Source organism: Streptomyces sp. CNH189 (assembly GCF_000527195.1).
Genome location: NZ_AZUS01000005.1, coordinates 170912 through 187289, shown reverse-complemented (window position 1 = coordinate 187289; position 16378 = coordinate 170912). Strand labels below are relative to the sequence as shown.

Annotated in this window: 12 protein-coding genes; 6 read left to right on the top strand and 6 right to left on the bottom strand. The window is 71.3% G+C overall.

Annotation, left to right across the window (positions count from 1 at the left end; genetic code table 11):
• Nucleotides 1–72 precede the first annotated feature (72 nt).
• A complete protein-coding gene (locus B100_RS0109500) occupies nucleotides 73–1728 on the bottom strand; it encodes a recombinase family protein (RefSeq protein WP_024884206.1) in 1656 nt (551 codons plus the stop codon).
• Nucleotides 1729–1812: 84 nt separating this feature from the next.
• On the opposite strand from B100_RS0109500, the gene B100_RS0109495 reads away from it, so the two are divergent.
• Complete coding sequence (locus B100_RS0109495; protein ID WP_024884205.1) at nucleotides 1813–2667, top strand: aldo/keto reductase; 855 nt, start codon at nucleotides 1813–1815, stop codon at nucleotides 2665–2667.
• A gap of 132 nt (nucleotides 2668–2799) precedes the next feature.
• On the opposite strand, the gene thpR is transcribed toward B100_RS0109495, so the two are convergent.
• Nucleotides 2800–3372: an RNA 2',3'-cyclic phosphodiesterase gene (gene thpR / locus B100_RS0109490; RefSeq protein WP_024884204.1), complete on the bottom strand. Its 573-nt coding sequence runs from the start codon at nucleotides 3370–3372 to the stop codon at nucleotides 2800–2802.
• 91 nt (nucleotides 3373–3463) lie between these two features.
• On the opposite strand from thpR, the gene B100_RS0109485 reads away from it, so the two are divergent.
• Entirely contained in the window at nucleotides 3464–4051 is a 588-nt protein-coding gene (locus B100_RS0109485; protein ID WP_024884203.1) for a Uma2 family endonuclease, read from the top strand.
• Between the two features lie 28 nt (nucleotides 4052–4079).
• Here B100_RS0109485 and B100_RS0109480 read toward each other — a convergent pair whose 3' ends face one another.
• Nucleotides 4080–5441, bottom strand: coding sequence for an MFS transporter (locus B100_RS0109480; RefSeq protein WP_024884202.1), 1362 nt, complete (start codon nucleotides 5439–5441; stop codon nucleotides 4080–4082).
• Between the two features lie 27 nt (nucleotides 5442–5468).
• Nucleotides 5469–5906 (bottom strand): MarR family winged helix-turn-helix transcriptional regulator, encoded by a 438-nt coding sequence (locus tag B100_RS0109475; protein WP_019524522.1) that lies wholly within the window; start codon nucleotides 5904–5906, stop codon nucleotides 5469–5471.
• Nucleotides 5907–6150: 244 nt separating this feature from the next.
• Between B100_RS0109475 and B100_RS0109470 the strand changes: the two genes are divergently transcribed.
• Complete coding sequence (locus B100_RS0109470) at nucleotides 6151–6333, top strand: hypothetical protein (protein WP_024884201.1); 183 nt, start codon at nucleotides 6151–6153, stop codon at nucleotides 6331–6333.
• Between the two features lie 47 nt (nucleotides 6334–6380).
• Here the strand turns inward: B100_RS0109470 and B100_RS0109465 are convergent, their stop codons facing one another.
• Complete coding sequence (locus B100_RS0109465) at nucleotides 6381–7832, bottom strand: NCS2 family permease (protein ID WP_024884200.1); 1452 nt, start codon at nucleotides 7830–7832, stop codon at nucleotides 6381–6383.
• 259 nt (nucleotides 7833–8091) lie between these two features.
• Here B100_RS0109465 and B100_RS0109460 point away from each other — a divergent pair, with 259 nt between their 5' ends.
• From B100_RS0109460 to nhaA, 3 genes are all read left to right on the top strand, one after another.
• Entirely contained in the window at nucleotides 8092–8385 is a 294-nt protein-coding gene (locus tag B100_RS0109460; protein ID WP_024884199.1) for a DUF2530 domain-containing protein, read from the top strand.
• Between the two features lie 163 nt (nucleotides 8386–8548).
• The gene (locus tag B100_RS0109455; RefSeq protein WP_024884198.1) at nucleotides 8549–10948 is read left to right on the top strand and encodes a cation-translocating P-type ATPase; all 2400 of its coding nucleotides are present in this window, start codon (nucleotides 8549–8551) and stop codon (nucleotides 10946–10948) included.
• 172 nt (nucleotides 10949–11120) lie between these two features.
• Nucleotides 11121–13022 carry a Na+/H+ antiporter NhaA gene (gene nhaA, locus B100_RS0109450; RefSeq protein ID WP_024884197.1) on the top strand — a complete coding sequence of 634 codons (1902 nt, stop codon included), beginning with the start codon at nucleotides 11121–11123 and terminating at the stop codon, nucleotides 13020–13022.
• A 135-nt stretch (nucleotides 13023–13157) separates the two neighbouring features.
• Here the strand turns inward: nhaA and B100_RS0109445 are convergent, their stop codons facing one another.
• A complete protein-coding gene (locus B100_RS0109445; RefSeq protein WP_024884196.1) occupies nucleotides 13158–16283 on the bottom strand; it encodes a sacsin N-terminal ATP-binding-like domain-containing protein in 3126 nt (1041 codons plus the stop codon).
• Nucleotides 16284–16378 lie beyond the last annotated feature (95 nt).

Genomic DNA, 16378 nt, shown 5'->3' with positions numbered 1-16378 from the left:
ACCTGCCGGGCATCTTACAAACGCGCAGGAGGCCCCGACCACAGGACCCTCCTCGTCACCTGCAGTTGTCGGTCAGCCTTCGCTGTGGACCGCCGCCATGTTGCGCAGACGCTGCTTGAAGTCCATCGGGATCAGAACCTGAACCCTCCCGACTGGGTGTTGCCACATCCCGTCATGGCCATCAGGAGCCATGAGCTGCGCGGCGGTCATCCCGGGAATCGGCTCGGCATGGATGACGGCCTTGACCCCTGCGGCGCGTAGCTCCCTGCCCTTTTCGTGCTGGGTCGACAACGTGCTCCACCGTTCCCGGTAGGTCTCTCCTGTCGGGATCTCTTCCCAGGTGTCCGGGCGCGTGGGCTGCGCGATGAGCTGTTCACGTCGCGCGTCCAACCTCTTGTAAGCCTCCCGGTACTCCTGCTTGCCCAGCTCACTGGAGTAGAGGCCCGCCTCGCGGTCCTCCCTCAGGTCCGACAGGGCGCGGTTCACTTCCGCGATGTCGCGCGTGTAGTCCACGCCCGGCCGGAAAACCTTCCGGACGATCTCGACGTCCCCGGCAGCGAGGAGGAACGCCTTTTCCACGGCGTCCTCCAGCGTGTGCGCCGCGATGCCCTTGCTTCCGGTCGGACACGGCTTGTGCGTGGTACGGGAGGCGCAGCGGTAGTAGGGCCAGTTACGGCCAGGGCCGAGATATGCCGGCTCCCCACATGTGCAGAACGCGACCCGGAGCAAGGGCGACCCACCCTTGCGGTTGCCGTTGCGCTTGCAGGTGTTCTCGTCCAGCTTCTTGTTGGCCAGCTCCCACTCCTCATGCGTGATCAGAGGCTCCGCACGCTGGAGCGGCTGGCCGTCCGCGTCCCGGACAACCCGGCGTCGTGTTGTCTTCTTTCCGTCGACCATCATCTCCTCGGATACCTCCATCTGCCCCAGGATGCAGCGGGAGCGCACGACCTTGGCCGTGTTCGCGGCGGTCCAGCGGCTCCCCTTCGGAGTTTTGCCGCTGCGGATCATCTGAGCGTCGAGTGACGTCGGGGTCTTCGACACGTCCTCGTTGAGCCACTGCGCGATGCTGTTCGCCGACTCGCCCGCGATGAGACGGCGGACGATCTCACGGAGTGTCCCGGCCGTGTCGGTCCCGTAGTCGTCAGGGACGAGCTTCCACCCCTCGCCGGTCTCCTGCTTCTCCTCGCGGTAGCCGTACGGAGTGCGGCCGCCACGCCAGCGACCCTCCTTCACCAGGTGGTTGTACGAGGACTTGGCCCGCGCCTTGATGGCTTCGAGCTCCCCTTCCGCGAAGGACGCGATCAGGCTCAGGAGGAGCTTCCCCATCTGCGTGTTGAGGTTGACCCCGTCCTCGACGGTCGCGACCTCCTTGCCGTTCTTCTCGCACCACTCCAGGAGGGTGTGCACGTGCAGCACGCGCCGCGAGAGGCGGTCGATCTTCAGCGCGCAGAGGATGTCGTACTCATCGGCGCGCGACTCCTCCATCGCGATCCGGTGCTCGATCGCGCTGACCTCCTTTCCGATCGTCGAAGGCAACCACTTGCCGAACTCTGGGCGCTTCCACGGCTCTACCCCGCCGGACACGTCGATGTCCTCGACCCATCCCACAACGACGTGCCCCTCCTGATCGGCCCATCGCTGGATGGACCGACGCTGACGCTCCGGCGATGTGGTTGTGGTCTCGTCCGACACCCTCGACAGACGGACCACACCCAGAACTCTCGCCATGCTCGGTCTCCCTCTCCCCTGTAGCACGCATCGCGCACAAGGGGTGACGGTATGTGGTTCGGATCATGGCGTCAAAATTGATCTTTGGAGACCGCCAACGTCTACGGCTGGGGCGAGAACAAGGGCCGTACCGAGAGCATCATCGGCAGCTGGTTCGCCCAGGGGGGCGGCCGCCGCGACAAGGTGATCCTCGCGACCAAGGTGTACGGCAACATGGGCGCCGACGGCGAGCCGTGGCCCAACCACGACAAGCTGTCCGCGGTGAACATCCGGCGGGCGGTCGACGCCTCGCTGAAGCGGCTGGGGACCGACTACATCGACCTGTACCAGTTACACCACGTCGACCGGTCGACGCCCTTCGAGGAGATCTGGCAGGCGATCGACGTCCTGATCCAGCAGGGCGAGATCCTCTACGTCGGCTCGTCCAACTTCCCCGGCTACAAGATCGCGCAGGCCAACGAGATCGCCGCCCGGCGCGGCGGGACGATCGGCCTGGTCAGCGAGCAGTGCCTGTACAACCTCGCCGAGCGGCGCGCCGAGATGGAGGTCGTCCCGGCCGCGCAGGAGTACGGGCTCGGGGTCATCCCCTGGTCGCCGCTGCACGGCGGTCTGCTGGGCGGGGTCATCAAGAAGGAGGCCCAGGACGGCCGCCGCGCCTCCGGACGGGCCGCGGACACCCTGGCCGACCCCGCCGCCCGCAAGCAGATCCAGGCGTACGAGGACCTGCTGGAGAAGCACGGCGTCGAGCCGGGCGAGGCGGCGCTGGCCTGGCTGCTCACCCGTCCCGGGGTGACCGGCCCGATCGTCGGCCCGCGGACGCGGGAGCAGCTCAGCTCGGCGCTGCGCGCGGTGGAGCTGGAGTTGAGCGAGGAGCTGCTGGGCTCGCTGGACGAGATCTTCCCGGGCCCGGGGCCGTCCCCGGAGGCCTTCGCCTGGTAGCGGCGGGCACGCCGTGACGGCCGGCGGCGGCGCTACCTTCCGAGCGCCGCCGCCAGAGCCACCACGACGAACATCATCACGAGCGCACCGGCCATGATCCGGTTTCGGGTCTTCGGGTCCACGCCGTCGAGCCTAACCGGCCGCGCCGAGTGCCTGTCGGGCGACCGCCTCGTAGCGGGGCTGTTCGCCCGGAACGCCCGACCTGGGCAGGTGGCTGCGCACCAGCACCAGCTCCTCCACGGTCCAGCTCCGGCTGCGGAACTCCTCCAGCGCCGTGAGGTACGGCCGTACGTCCACGGCGTCCCGGCTGCGGGCCACGGTCAGGTGGGCCTTGTAGCGCCGGTGCTCGTCCATCGCCACGCCCGCCTTGCGCCCGGCCGCCTCGGACCGCTCGGCCAGCAGCCGCATCGTCCGCAGGTCACCCGCCGCGCCGGTCCACAGCGCCCGTCCCCGGCCGAACTGGCCGCCGCCCGCCAGGGCGAGCCGGAACGGCTCGGTGCGGTCCGCGGCCCGTGCCAGCCGCGCGGTGAGTTCCGGCACGGTCTCCTCGTCCACCTCGCCGTAGAAGGCGAGCGTGAAGTGCCACCCGGCCCGCTCGGTCCACCGCAGGGCGCCGGCCCCGTCCAGGTTCCGCAGCCCGTCCACCTCGACGGCCAGCGCCTCGATCACGTCCTCGGGCGGCAGCACGGCGGCGAAGAGTCTCATGCCTCCAGTGTCCCGCGTGCCCTGGTCACCGTGCGTATCGTTGTACTGCGCGGCTGTACGCATCGAGCGTCGGCCGGGGAGGAGCGCCACGATGACCGTCCTCGAAGACAGGATCGAGATGGCCGAGAGCGGCGACGAACTCACACTCGACACGATGTTCGAGTGGCTGGAGAAGATGCCCGTCCCCGAGGGTTACAAGGCAGAGATCGTCGGGGGGCACATCTTCATGACGCCGCAGCGGGACACCCACTGGGACATCATCGCGGACGTTTACGATCAACTGCGTACGAAATACCCGCGCAGGCGTTTGAAGTCCGACGTCCGCATCGACTACCCGGGGCACCTGAACGGTTTCGCCTCCGACGTGACCCTGCTGGCCGAGGGAGCGACCAAGAACAGCAAGGGGCGGTGGCGTCATGAAGATGTCGTCTTCATCGCCGAAGTGATCTCGCAGAAGACCTCGGACAACGACTACGGGCCGAAGAAGGACGCATACGCCGCCGCCGGTGTGCCGGTGTACCTGATCGTCGATCCGTACACCGGTGAGTGGCATGTGCACACGCTGCCGAAGGACGGGAAGTACCACGGCAGCGTGTGCTTCGGCTTCGGCATCGAGATCGACCTGACCGGGACGGTTGTCGGTCTCGTTCTCACAACCGACGACTTTCCGCGCGGCTGACGGCGGCCGGGCCGTCCGGCCCGGCGGCTCACGCCGCCGGGGCCAGGGCCTTCCGGTGGTCGCGGGGGACGAAGCGGACGCGCGGGTGGCCGTGGTTCCAGCCGAAGGACAGGCGCAGGCCGCCGGCGCGGGCCAGGATCAGGCCGATGACGGCCGCCGCGGTCATCGCGACGGCGCCGCCTGCCGCGAAGCCGGCGCGGGCGCCGTGGGTGTCGGTGATCCAGCCGACGATCGGGGCGCCGACGGGGGCACCGCCGAGGAAGACCATCATGTAGAGGGCCATGACCCGGCCGCGCACCGACGGGTCGGTGGACATCTGCAGGCTGGTGTTGGTGGTGACGTTGACCGTCATCGACACCAGGCCCAGCGGCACCATGATCAGAGCGAACATCCACAGCTCGGGCGACGCCGCGGCGAGGATCTCCAGCGCGCCGAAGGCCAGCGCGGCCATGATCAGCAGCCGCAGCCGGGCCGTGCCGCGCCGGGCGGCGAGCAGGGCGCCGGAGACGGAGCCGACCGCCATCAGCGTGTTGAACATGCTGTAGACGCCCGCGTCCCCGTGGAACACGTCGTCGGCGAAGGCCGACAGGTACACCGGGAAGTTGAAGGCGAACGTGCCCATGAAGCCGACCAGCACGATCGGCCAGAGCAGGTCGGGCCGTCCGGCCACGTAGCGCAGGCCCTCGCGGAGCTGCCCCTTGCCGCGCGGTGCGCGCTCGACGGGGTGCAGCTCACGGGCGCGCATCAGCATCAGGCCGGTCAGGGGCGCGACGAAGGACAGGCCGTTCAGCAGGAACGCCCAGCCGGTGCCGACGCCGGTGATCAGCAGGCCCGCGACGGCGGGGCCGACCAGCCGGGCGGACTGGAAATTCGCGGAGTTCAGGCTGACCGCGTTCTGCAGCTGGCCGGGGCCGACCAGCTCGGACACGAAGGACTGGCGGGCCGGGTTGTCGACGACGGTCGCGAAACCGAGGGCGAGGGCGGCGACGTAGATGTGCCAGACCTCGACCATGCCGGTCAGGGTGAGGACGGCGAGCGCGAGGGACGTGAGGGCCATCGCGGACTGGGTGACCATCAGGGTGGGCCGCTTGCGCAGCCGGTCGACGAGGACACCGCCGTACAGGCCGAACAGCAGCATCGGCAGGAACTGCAGGGCCGTGGTGATGCCGACGGCGGCCGAGGACCCGGTGAGGCTGAGCACCAGCCAGTCCTGGGCGATGCGCTGCATCCAGGTGCCGATGTTGGAGACGACCTGGCCGAGGAAGAACAGGCGGTAGTTCCTGATCCTCAGCGAGGAGAACATCGAGTTCTTGCGCGAGGCGTCGAGGGTGGTCTTCGTGTCGTAGGGGTCAGGTGCGGGGGCGGAAGCTGCTCCGGATCCCGTACTCAAAAGGTTCGCCTCCTGTTGCTGCGGGGGTCAGATGTGCGCCAGTTTCTCCAGCACGGGGGCGGCGGCGCGCAGGGTGGCCCACTCGTCCTCGTCCAGCTCCTCGACCAGCGTGGCGAGGAAGGCGTTCCGCTTGCGACGGCTCTCCTCGAGCATCGCCTCGGCCCGCTCGGTCTGCGTGACGACCTTCTGGCGGCGGTCGTCGGGGTGCGGCTCCAGCCGGACGAGTCCCTTGGCCTCCAGCAGCGCCACGATGCGGGTCATCGACGGCGGCTGGACGTGCTCCTTGCGGGCGAGCTCGCCCGGGGTGGCACTGCCGCAGCGGGCCAGGGTGCCGAGCACCGACATCTCGGTGGGGCTGAGCGACTCGTCGACGCGCTGATGCTTGAGCCGACGGGACAGACGCATCACGGCGGATCGAAGGGCGTTCACGGCGGCTGCGTCGTCGCCATGGCTGAGGTCCGGCATGTTCCTTAGCGTAACTCATTACTCTCGCTAAGAACCACCCGGCACGGCGGCCCCGCCGTGAGTCCCGACACTCCCGCCCCACCCGGCGGTCCGCCCTCCGGCGGCCTGGCTTCGGCATGAACGCGCCCGCCGGAATCAAGACACCCGGGGAAATCAAGACACCCGGGGGACGAGATCACCCATATGAGTGAGCGAAGCGCGAAAGGCCACGCGCCGCACCCTGAGGTGCGGCGACGCTCAGGGCATGGGGACCGACGTGCTCAGCCTGCGGATGGACCATGAACTGCTCGAACGGCTCCGCGACCATGCCGCCAAACGCGGCATGAGCGTCCAGGACTATGTCGTCCGGACGCTCATGCGCGATGACTTCGACCAGCGGTTCCGCACCGCCGTCGAGGAGACGGAGAAGTTCTACGGGGTCACCTGAGCCCGCGGCCCTGGCCCTTCCCGGAGCCCGCTCTCCCCCGGCGTGGATCAGGTCAGGCCCAGCGCCGGCAGCAGGTAGTAGAAGGCGAAGACCGCCGCCACCACGTACATCGCCTTCGGGACCTCCCGGCCGCGGCCGGCCGCCAGACGCAGCGCCACGAAGGTGAGGAAGCCCATGCCGATGCCGTTGGTGATCGAGTAGGTGAACGGCATCATCACCATCGTCACGAAGGCCGGGATGGCGATCGTGTGGTCCGCCCAGTCGATCTCCTTGATGGAGCCGGCCAGGATCAGGAAGCCCACCGCGAGCAGCGCGGGGGTGGCCGCCTGGGACGGGACCATGGTGGCGACGGGCGTGAGGAACAGCGCCAGGGCGAACAGTCCGCCCGTCACGACGCTGGCGAAGCCGGTGCGCGCGCCCTCGCCGACACCGGCCGTGGACTCCACGAACGCGGTGGTGGCCGAGGCGGAGCTGGCGCCGCCCGCGGCGACCGCGACACCGTCGATGAACAGCACCTTGTTGATGCCGGGCATCTGGCCCTCGCCGTCGGTCAGCTTGGCCTCGTCCGAGACGCCCATGATCGTGCCCATCGCGTCGAAGAAGCACGACAGCAGCACCGTGAAGACGAACAGGACGCCCGTCAGCACGCCCACCTCGGAGAATCCGCCGAACAGGCTGACCTGGCCGATGAGGCCGAAGTCGGGGGTGGCCACCGGGTTGCCGGGCCAGTCGGGCGCGGTCAGGCCCCAGGAGGGCACGTCGGCGACGGCGTTGATCACGACCGCGACGACGGTCATCGTGACGATCGAGATGAGGATCGCGCCGGGCACCTTGCGCACGATGAGCGCCAGCGTGAGCAGCGCGCCGAGCACGAAGACGAGGACCGGCCAGCCGTTGAGGTGGCCGTCGGCGCCGAGCTGGAGCGGGACGGTGGTCTGGGCGGCGTCCGGGATGCGGGAGACGAAGCCGGAGTCGACCAGCCCGATGAGCATGATGAACAGGCCGATACCGATGGCGATGGCCTTGCGCAGCCCGTAGGGCACGGCGTTCATCACGCGTTCGCGCAGGCCCGTGGCGACCAGGATCATCACCACGAAACCGGCCAGCACGACCATGCCCATCGCGTCCGGCCAGGACATGCGGGGCGCGAGCTGGAGGGCGACCACGGAGTTCACGCCGAGTCCGGCGGCCAGCGCGATCGGGACGTTGCCGATGACGCCCATGAGCAGTGTGGTGAACGCGGCGGTCAGGGCGGTCGCGGTGACCAGCTGGCCGTTGTCCAGCTGGTTGCCGAACGCGTCCTTCGCGCTGCCCAGGATGATCGGGTTCAGCACGATGATGTAGGCCATCGCGAAGAAGGTGGCGAAACCGCCGCGGACCTCGCGCGACAGCGTGCTGCCGCGCTCGGAGATCCGGAAGTAGCGGTCGAGGGCGCCGGACGCGGCACCGGACCCCGGCTGCTCGGGGACGGGCGCCTTGGCGGGGGCCGACGTGGACATGTGCAGAGACCTCATCACCGGCGGGCTCCCCCCGAAGCCGGGCCTTTGGTGTTTTCTACGAATGAAAGCGGTCAGAGGCAAACGAATTCAGTATGAACATATAACGTCGTCGAAGCCATCTCCGCGCGTAGACCCGGGGCGGCGGGTGTGATTCCCGCGCCATCGCCCCTCCCGCCCTCCTGCCGTCCCCTCTCTTGCCGTCGCCTCTCCCGCCCCCTGCGGGCGACCGGGCGCCCACCGCTCCTCGTAAGCTGTCCGCATGGCGAAGTGGACCCCCAAGCACGAGGCGCCGGAGCCCTTGGAGGGCCCCGTGGTCGCCACCATCACCGGCGGCACGATCGTCTGGTTCGTCCTCTTCCTGGTGCAGCTGCCGTTCTACGGCTGGTTCGACGACCACGGGCACACCTGGTGGCTGTGGACCTGCCTGGCCGGCGGCGGCCTCGGTTTCATCGGCATCTGGTACGTCCGCAGGCGCGACGCGGCGATCAAGCGGGCGCGGGCCGAGGCGGCCGGCGCCGGCCCCGGACACACCCCGGCCACCCACGCCGACTGAGCCTGGGCCCGAGCCGACTGAGTAGCGTCAACTCACCGCGCAAGTACCGCGGTTGAGCCTGCCGCCACCGCGGTACGACCCCGGTACGACGGCCGTCCTCCCCTGGTCGGATCTTCCCCGCTCCGGTGGGTGAAGCGCAGACTCCGCACGTACTGTCGATTGCATGACGCATCTCGACGCGGGCGACCGTACCGATGCCGTCCAGCCCGTCACGGCCACGTCGCCGGTGACCGGGCTGACGTCGGCGGAAGTGGCCGAGCGGGTGGCGCGCGGACAGGTCAACGACGTACCCGTGCGCAGCAGCCGGTCTGTCGTCGAGATCGTCCGGGCGAACGTCTTCACCCGGTTCAACGCGATCATCGGCGTGCTCTGGGTGATCATGCTGATCGTCGCGCCCTTCCAGGACAGCCTGTTCGGTTACGTGATCCTCGCCAACACCGGCATCGGGATCATCCAGGAGTGGCGGGCGAAGAAGACGCTGGACTCCCTCGCGCTGATCGGCGAGGCGAAGCCCACGGTGCGCCGGGACGGGGTGCCCGCCGAGATCGGCACCTCGCGGATCGTGCTGGACGACCTGATCGAGATCGGGCCGGGGGACAAGGCCGTCGTCGACGGGGTGTGCGTCGAGGCGGACGGCCTGGAGATCGACGAGTCGCTGCTCACCGGTGAGGCCGACCCCGTGGTGAAGCAGCCCGGGGACCAGATCATGTCCGGCAGCTTCGTCGTCGCGGGCGGCGGCTCCTTCCAGGCGACCCGGGTGGGCCGCGAGGCCTACGCCGCGCAGCTCGCCGAGGAGGCGTCCCGCTTCACCCTGGTCCACTCCGAGCTGCGCAGCGGCATCTCCACCATCCTCAAGTACGTCACGTGGATGATGGTGCCGACCGCGATCGGCCTGATCATCAGCCAGCTGGTGGTCAAGGACAACGAGCTGAAGGACTCCATCGCCCGCACGGTCGGCGGGATCGTGCCGATGGTCCCCGAGGGGCTGGTGCTGCTCACCTCGGTCGCCTTCGCGATCGGCGTGATCCGGCTGGGCCGCAAGCAGTGCCTGGTGCAGGAGCTGCCCGCGATCGAGGGCCTGGCCCGCGTGGACACGGTGTGCCTGGACAAGACCGGCACGCTCACCGAGGGCGGCATGGACGTCACCGAGCTGCGGGTGCTGGACGACGCCGACGAGACGTACGTACGCAAGGTGCTGGGCGAGCTGGGATCGGCGGACCCGCGGCCGAACGCGTCCCTGAAGGCGATCATCGAGGCGTACCCGGACACCACCGGGTGGCGGCTGACGGACACGCTGCCCTTCTCCTCCGCCCGCAAGTACAGCGGCGCGACCCTCGACGAGGGCGACGGTCGGCCCGTCAGCTGGCTGCTGGGCGCCCCGGACGTGCTCCTCCCCCACGACGACCCGGCGCTGGCCGAGACCGAGCGGATGAACCGTGAGGGGATGCGGGTGCTGCTGCTGGCCCGCGCCCGCGACGGCGCGGATGTCGACGACCCGGCCGCCGTGGACGGCGTGCGGGCGGTGGCACTGGTGGTGCTGGAGCAGCGGCTGCGGCCGGACGCCGCCGACACCCTGCGCTACTTCGACGAGCAGAACGTCCGCGCCAAGGTGATCTCCGGCGACAACGCGGTGTCGGTCGGGGCGGTCGCCGCCAAGCTGGGCCTGTCGGGGACGACGGTGGACGCGCGCAAGCTGCCCGCCGAGCCGGAGGCCATGGCCGACGAGCTGGAGGCCGGCACGGTCTTCGGGCGGGTCACGCCCCAGCAGAAGCGGAACATGGTCGGCGCGCTGCAGTCGAAAGGCCACACGGTCGCGATGACCGGGGACGGCGTGAACGACGTGCTGGCGCTGAAGGACGCGGACATCGGCGTGGCGATGGGCTCGGGGTCGGAGGCCACCCGGGCGGTCGCGCAGATCGTGCTGCTGAACAACAGCTTCGCCACGCTGCCGTCGGTGGTCGCCGAGGGCCGGCGGGTGATCGGCAACATCACCCGGGTCGCCACGCTGTTCCTGGTGAAGACGGTGTACTCGGTGCTGCTGGCGGTGCTGGTGGTGGCGACGCAGGTGGAGTACCCGTTCCTGCCGCGCCATCTGACCCTGCTGTCCACGCTGACCATCGGCGTCCCCGCCTTCTTCCTGGCCCTCGCCCCCAACAAGGAGCGGGCGCGGCCGAACTTCGTGAAGCGGGTCATGCGGTACGCGATCCCGGGCGGGGTGCTGGCCGCACTGGCCACCTTCGCGACGTACCTGCTGGCCCGGCAGCACTACAGCGGGGCCGGCGCGCTGGGCGCGGAGACCAGCGCGGCGACGCTGACGCTGTTCCTGATCTCCATCTGGGTGCTGGCGATCATCGCCCGCCCCTACACCTGGTGGCGCGTCGCCCTGGTGGCGACGATGGCCGGGGCCTTCCTGCTGGTCCTCGCGGTGCCCTGGCTCCAGGACTTCTTCGCCCTGCGCCTGGTCGGCATGACGATGCCGTGGACGGCGGTCGCCATCGCGGCGGTCACGTCGGCGGTCCTCGAGGTCATCTGGCGCTGGGTGGACCGCCGCTTCCCCGTCTGACCGGCCCGCGGCGGCCCCGTATCTTCCCCTTCGATGACATACGCCACTTGTGTGAATAGTGGGACGAAGCGCGGACATTTGACCGGGGTGCGGCTTCGGCGACCGGGCGGTATGCCCGGTATGTGAGTGACGATGGAGGATGCCGCCGCAGGGATCGGAGACGGAAGACCTCATGAAGCTGCCCGGGAAGAAGTCCGAGGAGTCGCAGTCCCGGTCGAGCAGGGGTGAGCTCGCGGCCCAGCTGGCTGCGCCGGTGCGCAACTTCCTGGCGACCGAGGCGGGCAGCTCCGGGCTGATGCTGTTCGCCGTGGCGGTGGCCCTCGTCTGGGCGAACTCCCCCTGGTCGGAGTCGTACTTCTCGCTGTGGCACACGGACGCGTCCGTCGCGGTGGGGAACGCGCAGCTCTCGATGGACCTGGCGCACTGGGTCAACGACGGGCTGATGGCGCTGTTCTTCTTCGTCATCGGCCTGGAGGTCCGCTACGAGCTGTCCGTCGGCTCGCTGAACGACCGCCGCCGCATCATGATCCCGGGACTCGCCGGCATCGGCGGCATGCTCGTGCCGGTCGCCTTCTACCTGCTGATCGCGCCCGGCACGGACGCCGCGAACGGCTGGGGCATCGTCATCGGCACCGACACCGCCTTCATGCTGGGCGCGCTCGCCGTCGTGGGGCCCCGCTTCGTCACCCAGCTGCGGATCTTCCTGCTGGCCATCACGGTCATCGACGACATCGTCGCGGTCACCGTGATCGGGGTCGTCTACTCCGGGAGCATCCAGATCCCGGAGCTGGTCACCGCTCTGGTGCTCGGCGCGATCCTGTCGTCCCTGTCCCGCTTCGACGTCTGGCGGGCCGTCCCGTACGTGCTGATCGTGCTGGTGATGTGGTGGGCCACGCTGCAGGCGGGACTGCACGCGTCCATCGCCGGCATGCTCGGCGGTCTGCTCATCCCCGCCCGTGAACCGTCCCGCGAGGGTGTGGCCCAGGCCGTGCGGCTGTTCCGCGCGTTCCGCCAGTCTCCCCGCGCGGACGTGGGCAGGACGGCACGCAAGGGGCTCCAGAAGGCCGTCTCGGTCAACGAGCGGCTGCAGATGTACCTCCACCCCTGGTCGAGCTACGTCGTCGTCCCGGTGTTCGCCCTGGCCAACGCCGGCGTCGACCTGCGCGACGGGGTCCTCACCGACGCGCTGGGCTCGGCGCTCACCTGGGCCGTGGTGGTGGGACTCGTCGGCGGCAAGCTCATCGGCATCTCGGGCGGGGCCCGGCTCGGCACCCGGTTCGGCCTCGGCCGGCTGCCCGGCGGGGTGGGAGAGGGCCATGTGCTGGGCGGCGCGGCCCTGTCCGGCATCGGGTTCACCGTTTCCCTGCTGATCGCCGGGCTCGCCTTCGAGGACGACGCGGACCTCCTGGCCCGGGCGACCGTCGGCGTGCTGCTCGCGGCGCTGATCGCCACGCTGGTCGGCTGGCTGGTGTTCCGGCTCTCCACCGTCCTCGGCGGGAAGACGGACGCGGACCTGCCCCGCTACCTGGACCGCCTGGTCGACCCGGAGACGGACCACATCCTCGGGCCCGTCGACGCGCCCCTGACGCTGGTGGAGTACGGCGACTTCGAGTGCCCCTTCTGCGCCCGCGCCACCGGCGTCACCAAGGAGCTGCGGAACCGCTTCGGCGACCGGTTCCGGTACGTGTTCCGGCACCTGCCGCTGCCGGACGTCCACCCGCACGCGGAGCTGGCCGCGCGGGCGGCCGTCGCCGCGGACGCGCAGGGCCGTTTCTGGGACATGCACGACCTGCTCTACAAGCACCAGGACGAGCTGGAGTACGAGGACACCGTCGTCTACGCCATCGACCTCGGCCTCGACATGGAGAGGTTCCTGAAGGACCTCGAGTCCGACTGGGCGGCCGAGCGGGTGCGGCGGGACGCCGCCAGCGCGGAGGCCAGCGGGGTCCAGGGCGCGCCCACGTTCTTCATCGGCAACCGCCGGCACACGGGTCCGTACGACGCGGAGAGCCTGGCGCGGGAGCTGGAGCAGCTCGCATCCGAGGGCTCGGGCGCCACCCCGACCGAACCGTGAGGGTCAGTCCCGCCGCGGGGCTGCGCCCCGGACCCCCTTGTCGGCCCTGGCGGGCCTCGTCCTCAAACGCCGGACGGGCTGATGTCAGCCCCTCCGGCGTTTGAGGAGCGGGGTCCGGGGCGGAGCCCCGGGGGGTCAGTCGAACCAGCGGTCCCTTGCCAGTTCCTCCGTGCGGGACGGGTCTTCCATGAGCGCCCCCACCTCGAAGCGCCGCGGCCACTGCCCCGCCGCCCAGGCGAGCCCCGCGGCGACCCCCTCCAGCGTCGCCGCGTGCAGCACCCCGTCGTCGGTGAGCCGCCAGTCGATCTCCACCCCGTCCACGACGAGCTCCTCGTGCTCGACGTAGACGGCCGGGGTACGCGGCCCCAGCAGCACCCGTACCGGCTCCGGCACCTCGTGCTCCGTGCCCTCGGAGTCCACCCGCCCGGTGACGGACTCGCTCAGCCGCCGCACCTGGAACAGCTCCGCCAGCTCCGCGGCCCGCGCCGGGCGGACCGGGAGCAGGGGGACGCCGGAGGTGAACGGCAGCAGGTCGGGCGAGTCGACGACCACCGCGTCGGCGGCGTCCACCACCTCCACCCGCCCGTCGGTCACCGCGCGCAGCTCGTCCGGCAGGGTCACCTGCTCGGGGTCCAGCTCCGCCAGCGCCCCGTACAGGCCGTGCAGCTGGGCGGCGGTGACCGGCCGGTCCGGGTCGGCGAGGCGTTCCAGCAGCTCCGCCGCCCCGCCCGGCTCGTCCAGCAGCGCGGCGACCGACGTGCGGACGCCCAGCGCGTGCAGCACCTGCTCGTCGTCGAAGCCGGCCGCGTCGGCCTCGTCGTACAGCCCGCGCAGCAGCGGGTCGCCGCCCGCGGCACGCAGTCCGGCCGGGCGGCGCCCGCCCAGCACGGGGTGGCCGCGCAGCCACCACGCGGTGTACGGCCGTACGGTCTCGTGGGTGCCGTCGTGGAGCAGGATCCGCACCGGCTCGACCAGCGCGTCCCGCAGCGGCGGCCGGGACAGCAGGGCCAGCGCCTGCGGCCAGCGGTCGTCGTCCACCAGGTCCAGGTCGCGCACGGCGACGATCTCGGGGGCGACCGGCGGCACGGGCGCGTCGGGGAAGCGGTCGAGGATGTCCTCGCTCCACACGTCCACGGCGTCCAGCAGCCCCGGGTCGTCCGGCTCGGCGTAGTCGCTCTCGCGGGGCTCCAGCTCGTCCGGGTCGAGCACCACGTCCGTGGCCCGCACCAGCGCGAAGTCCACCAGCACCCCGCACGCGGCCAGCGGCTGCTCGCCCCACCGCCCGGCCAGCTCCGCGTCCACCGCGGCCAGTTCCCCCTCCCGCATGACCTGCGCGAACGGGCCGCCGGCGAAGACGAGTTCGCAGGCCGGGGACACTTCGCCGTCCTCGTCGGGCAGGGCGAGCGCGCCCAGCCAGGGCTCGTCGCCCGGTTCCAGGCCGGCGTCCCGCACCAGCCCGAGCACGGTGTCGGCGAGTTCCTCGGCGTCCGGGACGTCCTCCTCCCAGTTCACCGCGCCCTCGTCGTCGAGGGACGCGGCGACGGCGGCCCGCACCTGCGGAGTCGTGAGGACGGCGCGCGGGGTGGCGGGCAGCGCGCCCAGCTTCTCCAGCAGCGGATGCGCGGCGTCCGGGTGGGCGACCTTCAGACCGAGCCGGGCCAGCAGCTCGGCGTCCAGGGCCGCGTCGGGGGTGGGCAGCAGCACCTGCCGGGGGCCGATGGTGGTCCGCCCGTCGGCGAGCGGCACCGGCAGCCCGGACAGCCGGTCGGGGTCGACGCCGGCGAGGCTGTCGTAGAGCCGCCGCCACCAGTCGGGGGACTTCTCCAGTCCGGCGAGCCGGTCGACCGCGTCGGTGAGCGGTACCCGGGCCACCCCGAGCGTGCGCAGCTCCACGCGCCGTTCGAGTCCTGCGGGCAGCAGCGTGGGCAGCACCTCCGCCAGCACCCGTACGGTGTCGGCGCCCGCGCCCTCGACGATCTCGGCGTCCCTCGGGCGCAGCGCCTCGGGCAGTTCGGAGTCGTCGTCGGCGACGGGGACGGCGGCGGGCGGCAGGAAGGCGGTGCGCGGCAGCCGCTCCAGGACCGCCGCGCGCAGGGCGCCGTCCAGCTCGCCCTTGCCGAGGGGCCCCGGCACCAGGCCGATGACGCCGGTGCCCACCGGACGCCAGTCGGCGAGGAGCCCGGCGTAGGCGTCGGCGGCGCGCTGCACGAGGAAGTCGGTGAGCGGGCCGGGGGCGGCGTGCCGGCGGGTGGAGTCCAGCGGCAGGGAGGCGATGAGCAGGGCGGGCACGCCGAGCGGCTCGTCGCTGGGGGTGGGCGCGTGCACGACCGGCGCGGTGCGCGGGCGGGCGGGCGCGCCGTCGGTGTCGACGGGGACGGCCCAGGTGACCGACCAGTGCGGCCGCAGCCGCTCCTCGACGGGCCGGTCGGCGAGCAGTTCGGGGGCGAGGTCGCCGTGCGCGGTGGCGGTGCGCCAGCGGGTGGTGCCGTCGCGGGAGTCCGTCACCACGGTCAGTTCGCCGTCGGTGCCGCGGCGCACGGTGCGGGGCGTGTCGTCGCCGATCTCGACGACGACCTCCTCCAGGCCGGGCAGGGCGAGCAGCAGGGCGTCGTCGACGGCGTGCAGCAGCCGCTCGGCGAGGTCGGCGGCGGCGGTGTCGCGCAGCGGCAGGATGACGGCCGTGTCGTACGGGTCGGGGGCGGTGCCCTCGGCGGCGAACGGCAGCCGCAGCAGCGGTACGTGCCCGTCGCGGCGGCGGATCTCGTCGCCGAGGCCGGGGCTGTGCCGGGCGGTGTCCCGCGCCAGGTCCCGCGCCTCGGCGAGCGACCAGCGCACCCCGCCGTGCCGGCCGACGACGGCGGGTTCGTCGGTGACGGCGAGCACGGCCGCGAAGCCGACGCCGAACCGTCCGACGGCCCGGTCGGGCGCGTCCCGCTTGGCGGAGGCCCGCAGCGTGGACAGCGACTCGACTCCGGCCGCGTCCAGCGGGGCACCGGTGTTCGCGGCGACCAGCACCCCGTCGCGCAGGGTGAGCCGCAGCCGGCCGGGCACGCCGGCCCGGGCGGCGGCGTCGGCGGCGTTCTGCGCGAGCTCGACGACGAGCCGGTCCCGGTACCCGCCGAGGACGAGGTCCTCCTCGGCGTTGGCGTCCTCACGGAAACGGGCGGGACTGGTGGCCCAGGCGTCCAGGACCCCGCGCCGCAGACGCGCCGTACCGAACGGGTCGGCACCTTCGGCGGCGGGCCGCACGAACTTGCTCACGTTGACTCTCCTCATCGGGCCCTGATCTGCGTGAGGTCGAAGGTACCGCTCCGCGACATCCCGGAGACGCGGTGTCCGCGGGGCACCGCATCGTG

Bases quoted from the DNA above. Each gene is read 5' to 3' on its own strand.
- B100_RS0109465 (WP_024884200.1), bottom strand. From the start codon at position 7,832: ATGTCCACGTCGGCCCCCGCCAAGGCGCCCGTCCCCGAGCAGCCGGGG.
- B100_RS0109470 (WP_024884201.1), top strand. From the start codon at position 6,151: ATGGGGACCGACGTGCTCAGCCTGCGGATGGACCATGAACTGCTCGAA.
- B100_RS0109485 (WP_024884203.1), top strand. From the start codon at position 3,464: ATGACCGTCCTCGAAGACAGGATCGAGATGGCCGAGAGCGGCGACGAA.
- thpR (WP_024884204.1), bottom strand. From the start codon at position 3,372: ATGAGACTCTTCGCCGCCGTGCTGCCGCCCGAGGACGTGATCGAGGCG.
- B100_RS0109475 (WP_019524522.1), bottom strand. From the start codon at position 5,906: ATGCCGGACCTCAGCCATGGCGACGACGCAGCCGCCGTGAACGCCCTT.
- nhaA (WP_024884197.1), top strand. From the start codon at position 11,121: ATGAAGCTGCCCGGGAAGAAGTCCGAGGAGTCGCAGTCCCGGTCGAGC.
- B100_RS0109460 (WP_024884199.1), top strand. From the start codon at position 8,092: ATGGCGAAGTGGACCCCCAAGCACGAGGCGCCGGAGCCCTTGGAGGGC.
- B100_RS0109455 (WP_024884198.1), top strand. From the start codon at position 8,549: ATGACGCATCTCGACGCGGGCGACCGTACCGATGCCGTCCAGCCCGTC.
- B100_RS0109500 (WP_024884206.1), bottom strand. From the start codon at position 1,728: ATGGCGAGAGTTCTGGGTGTGGTCCGTCTGTCGAGGGTGTCGGACGAG.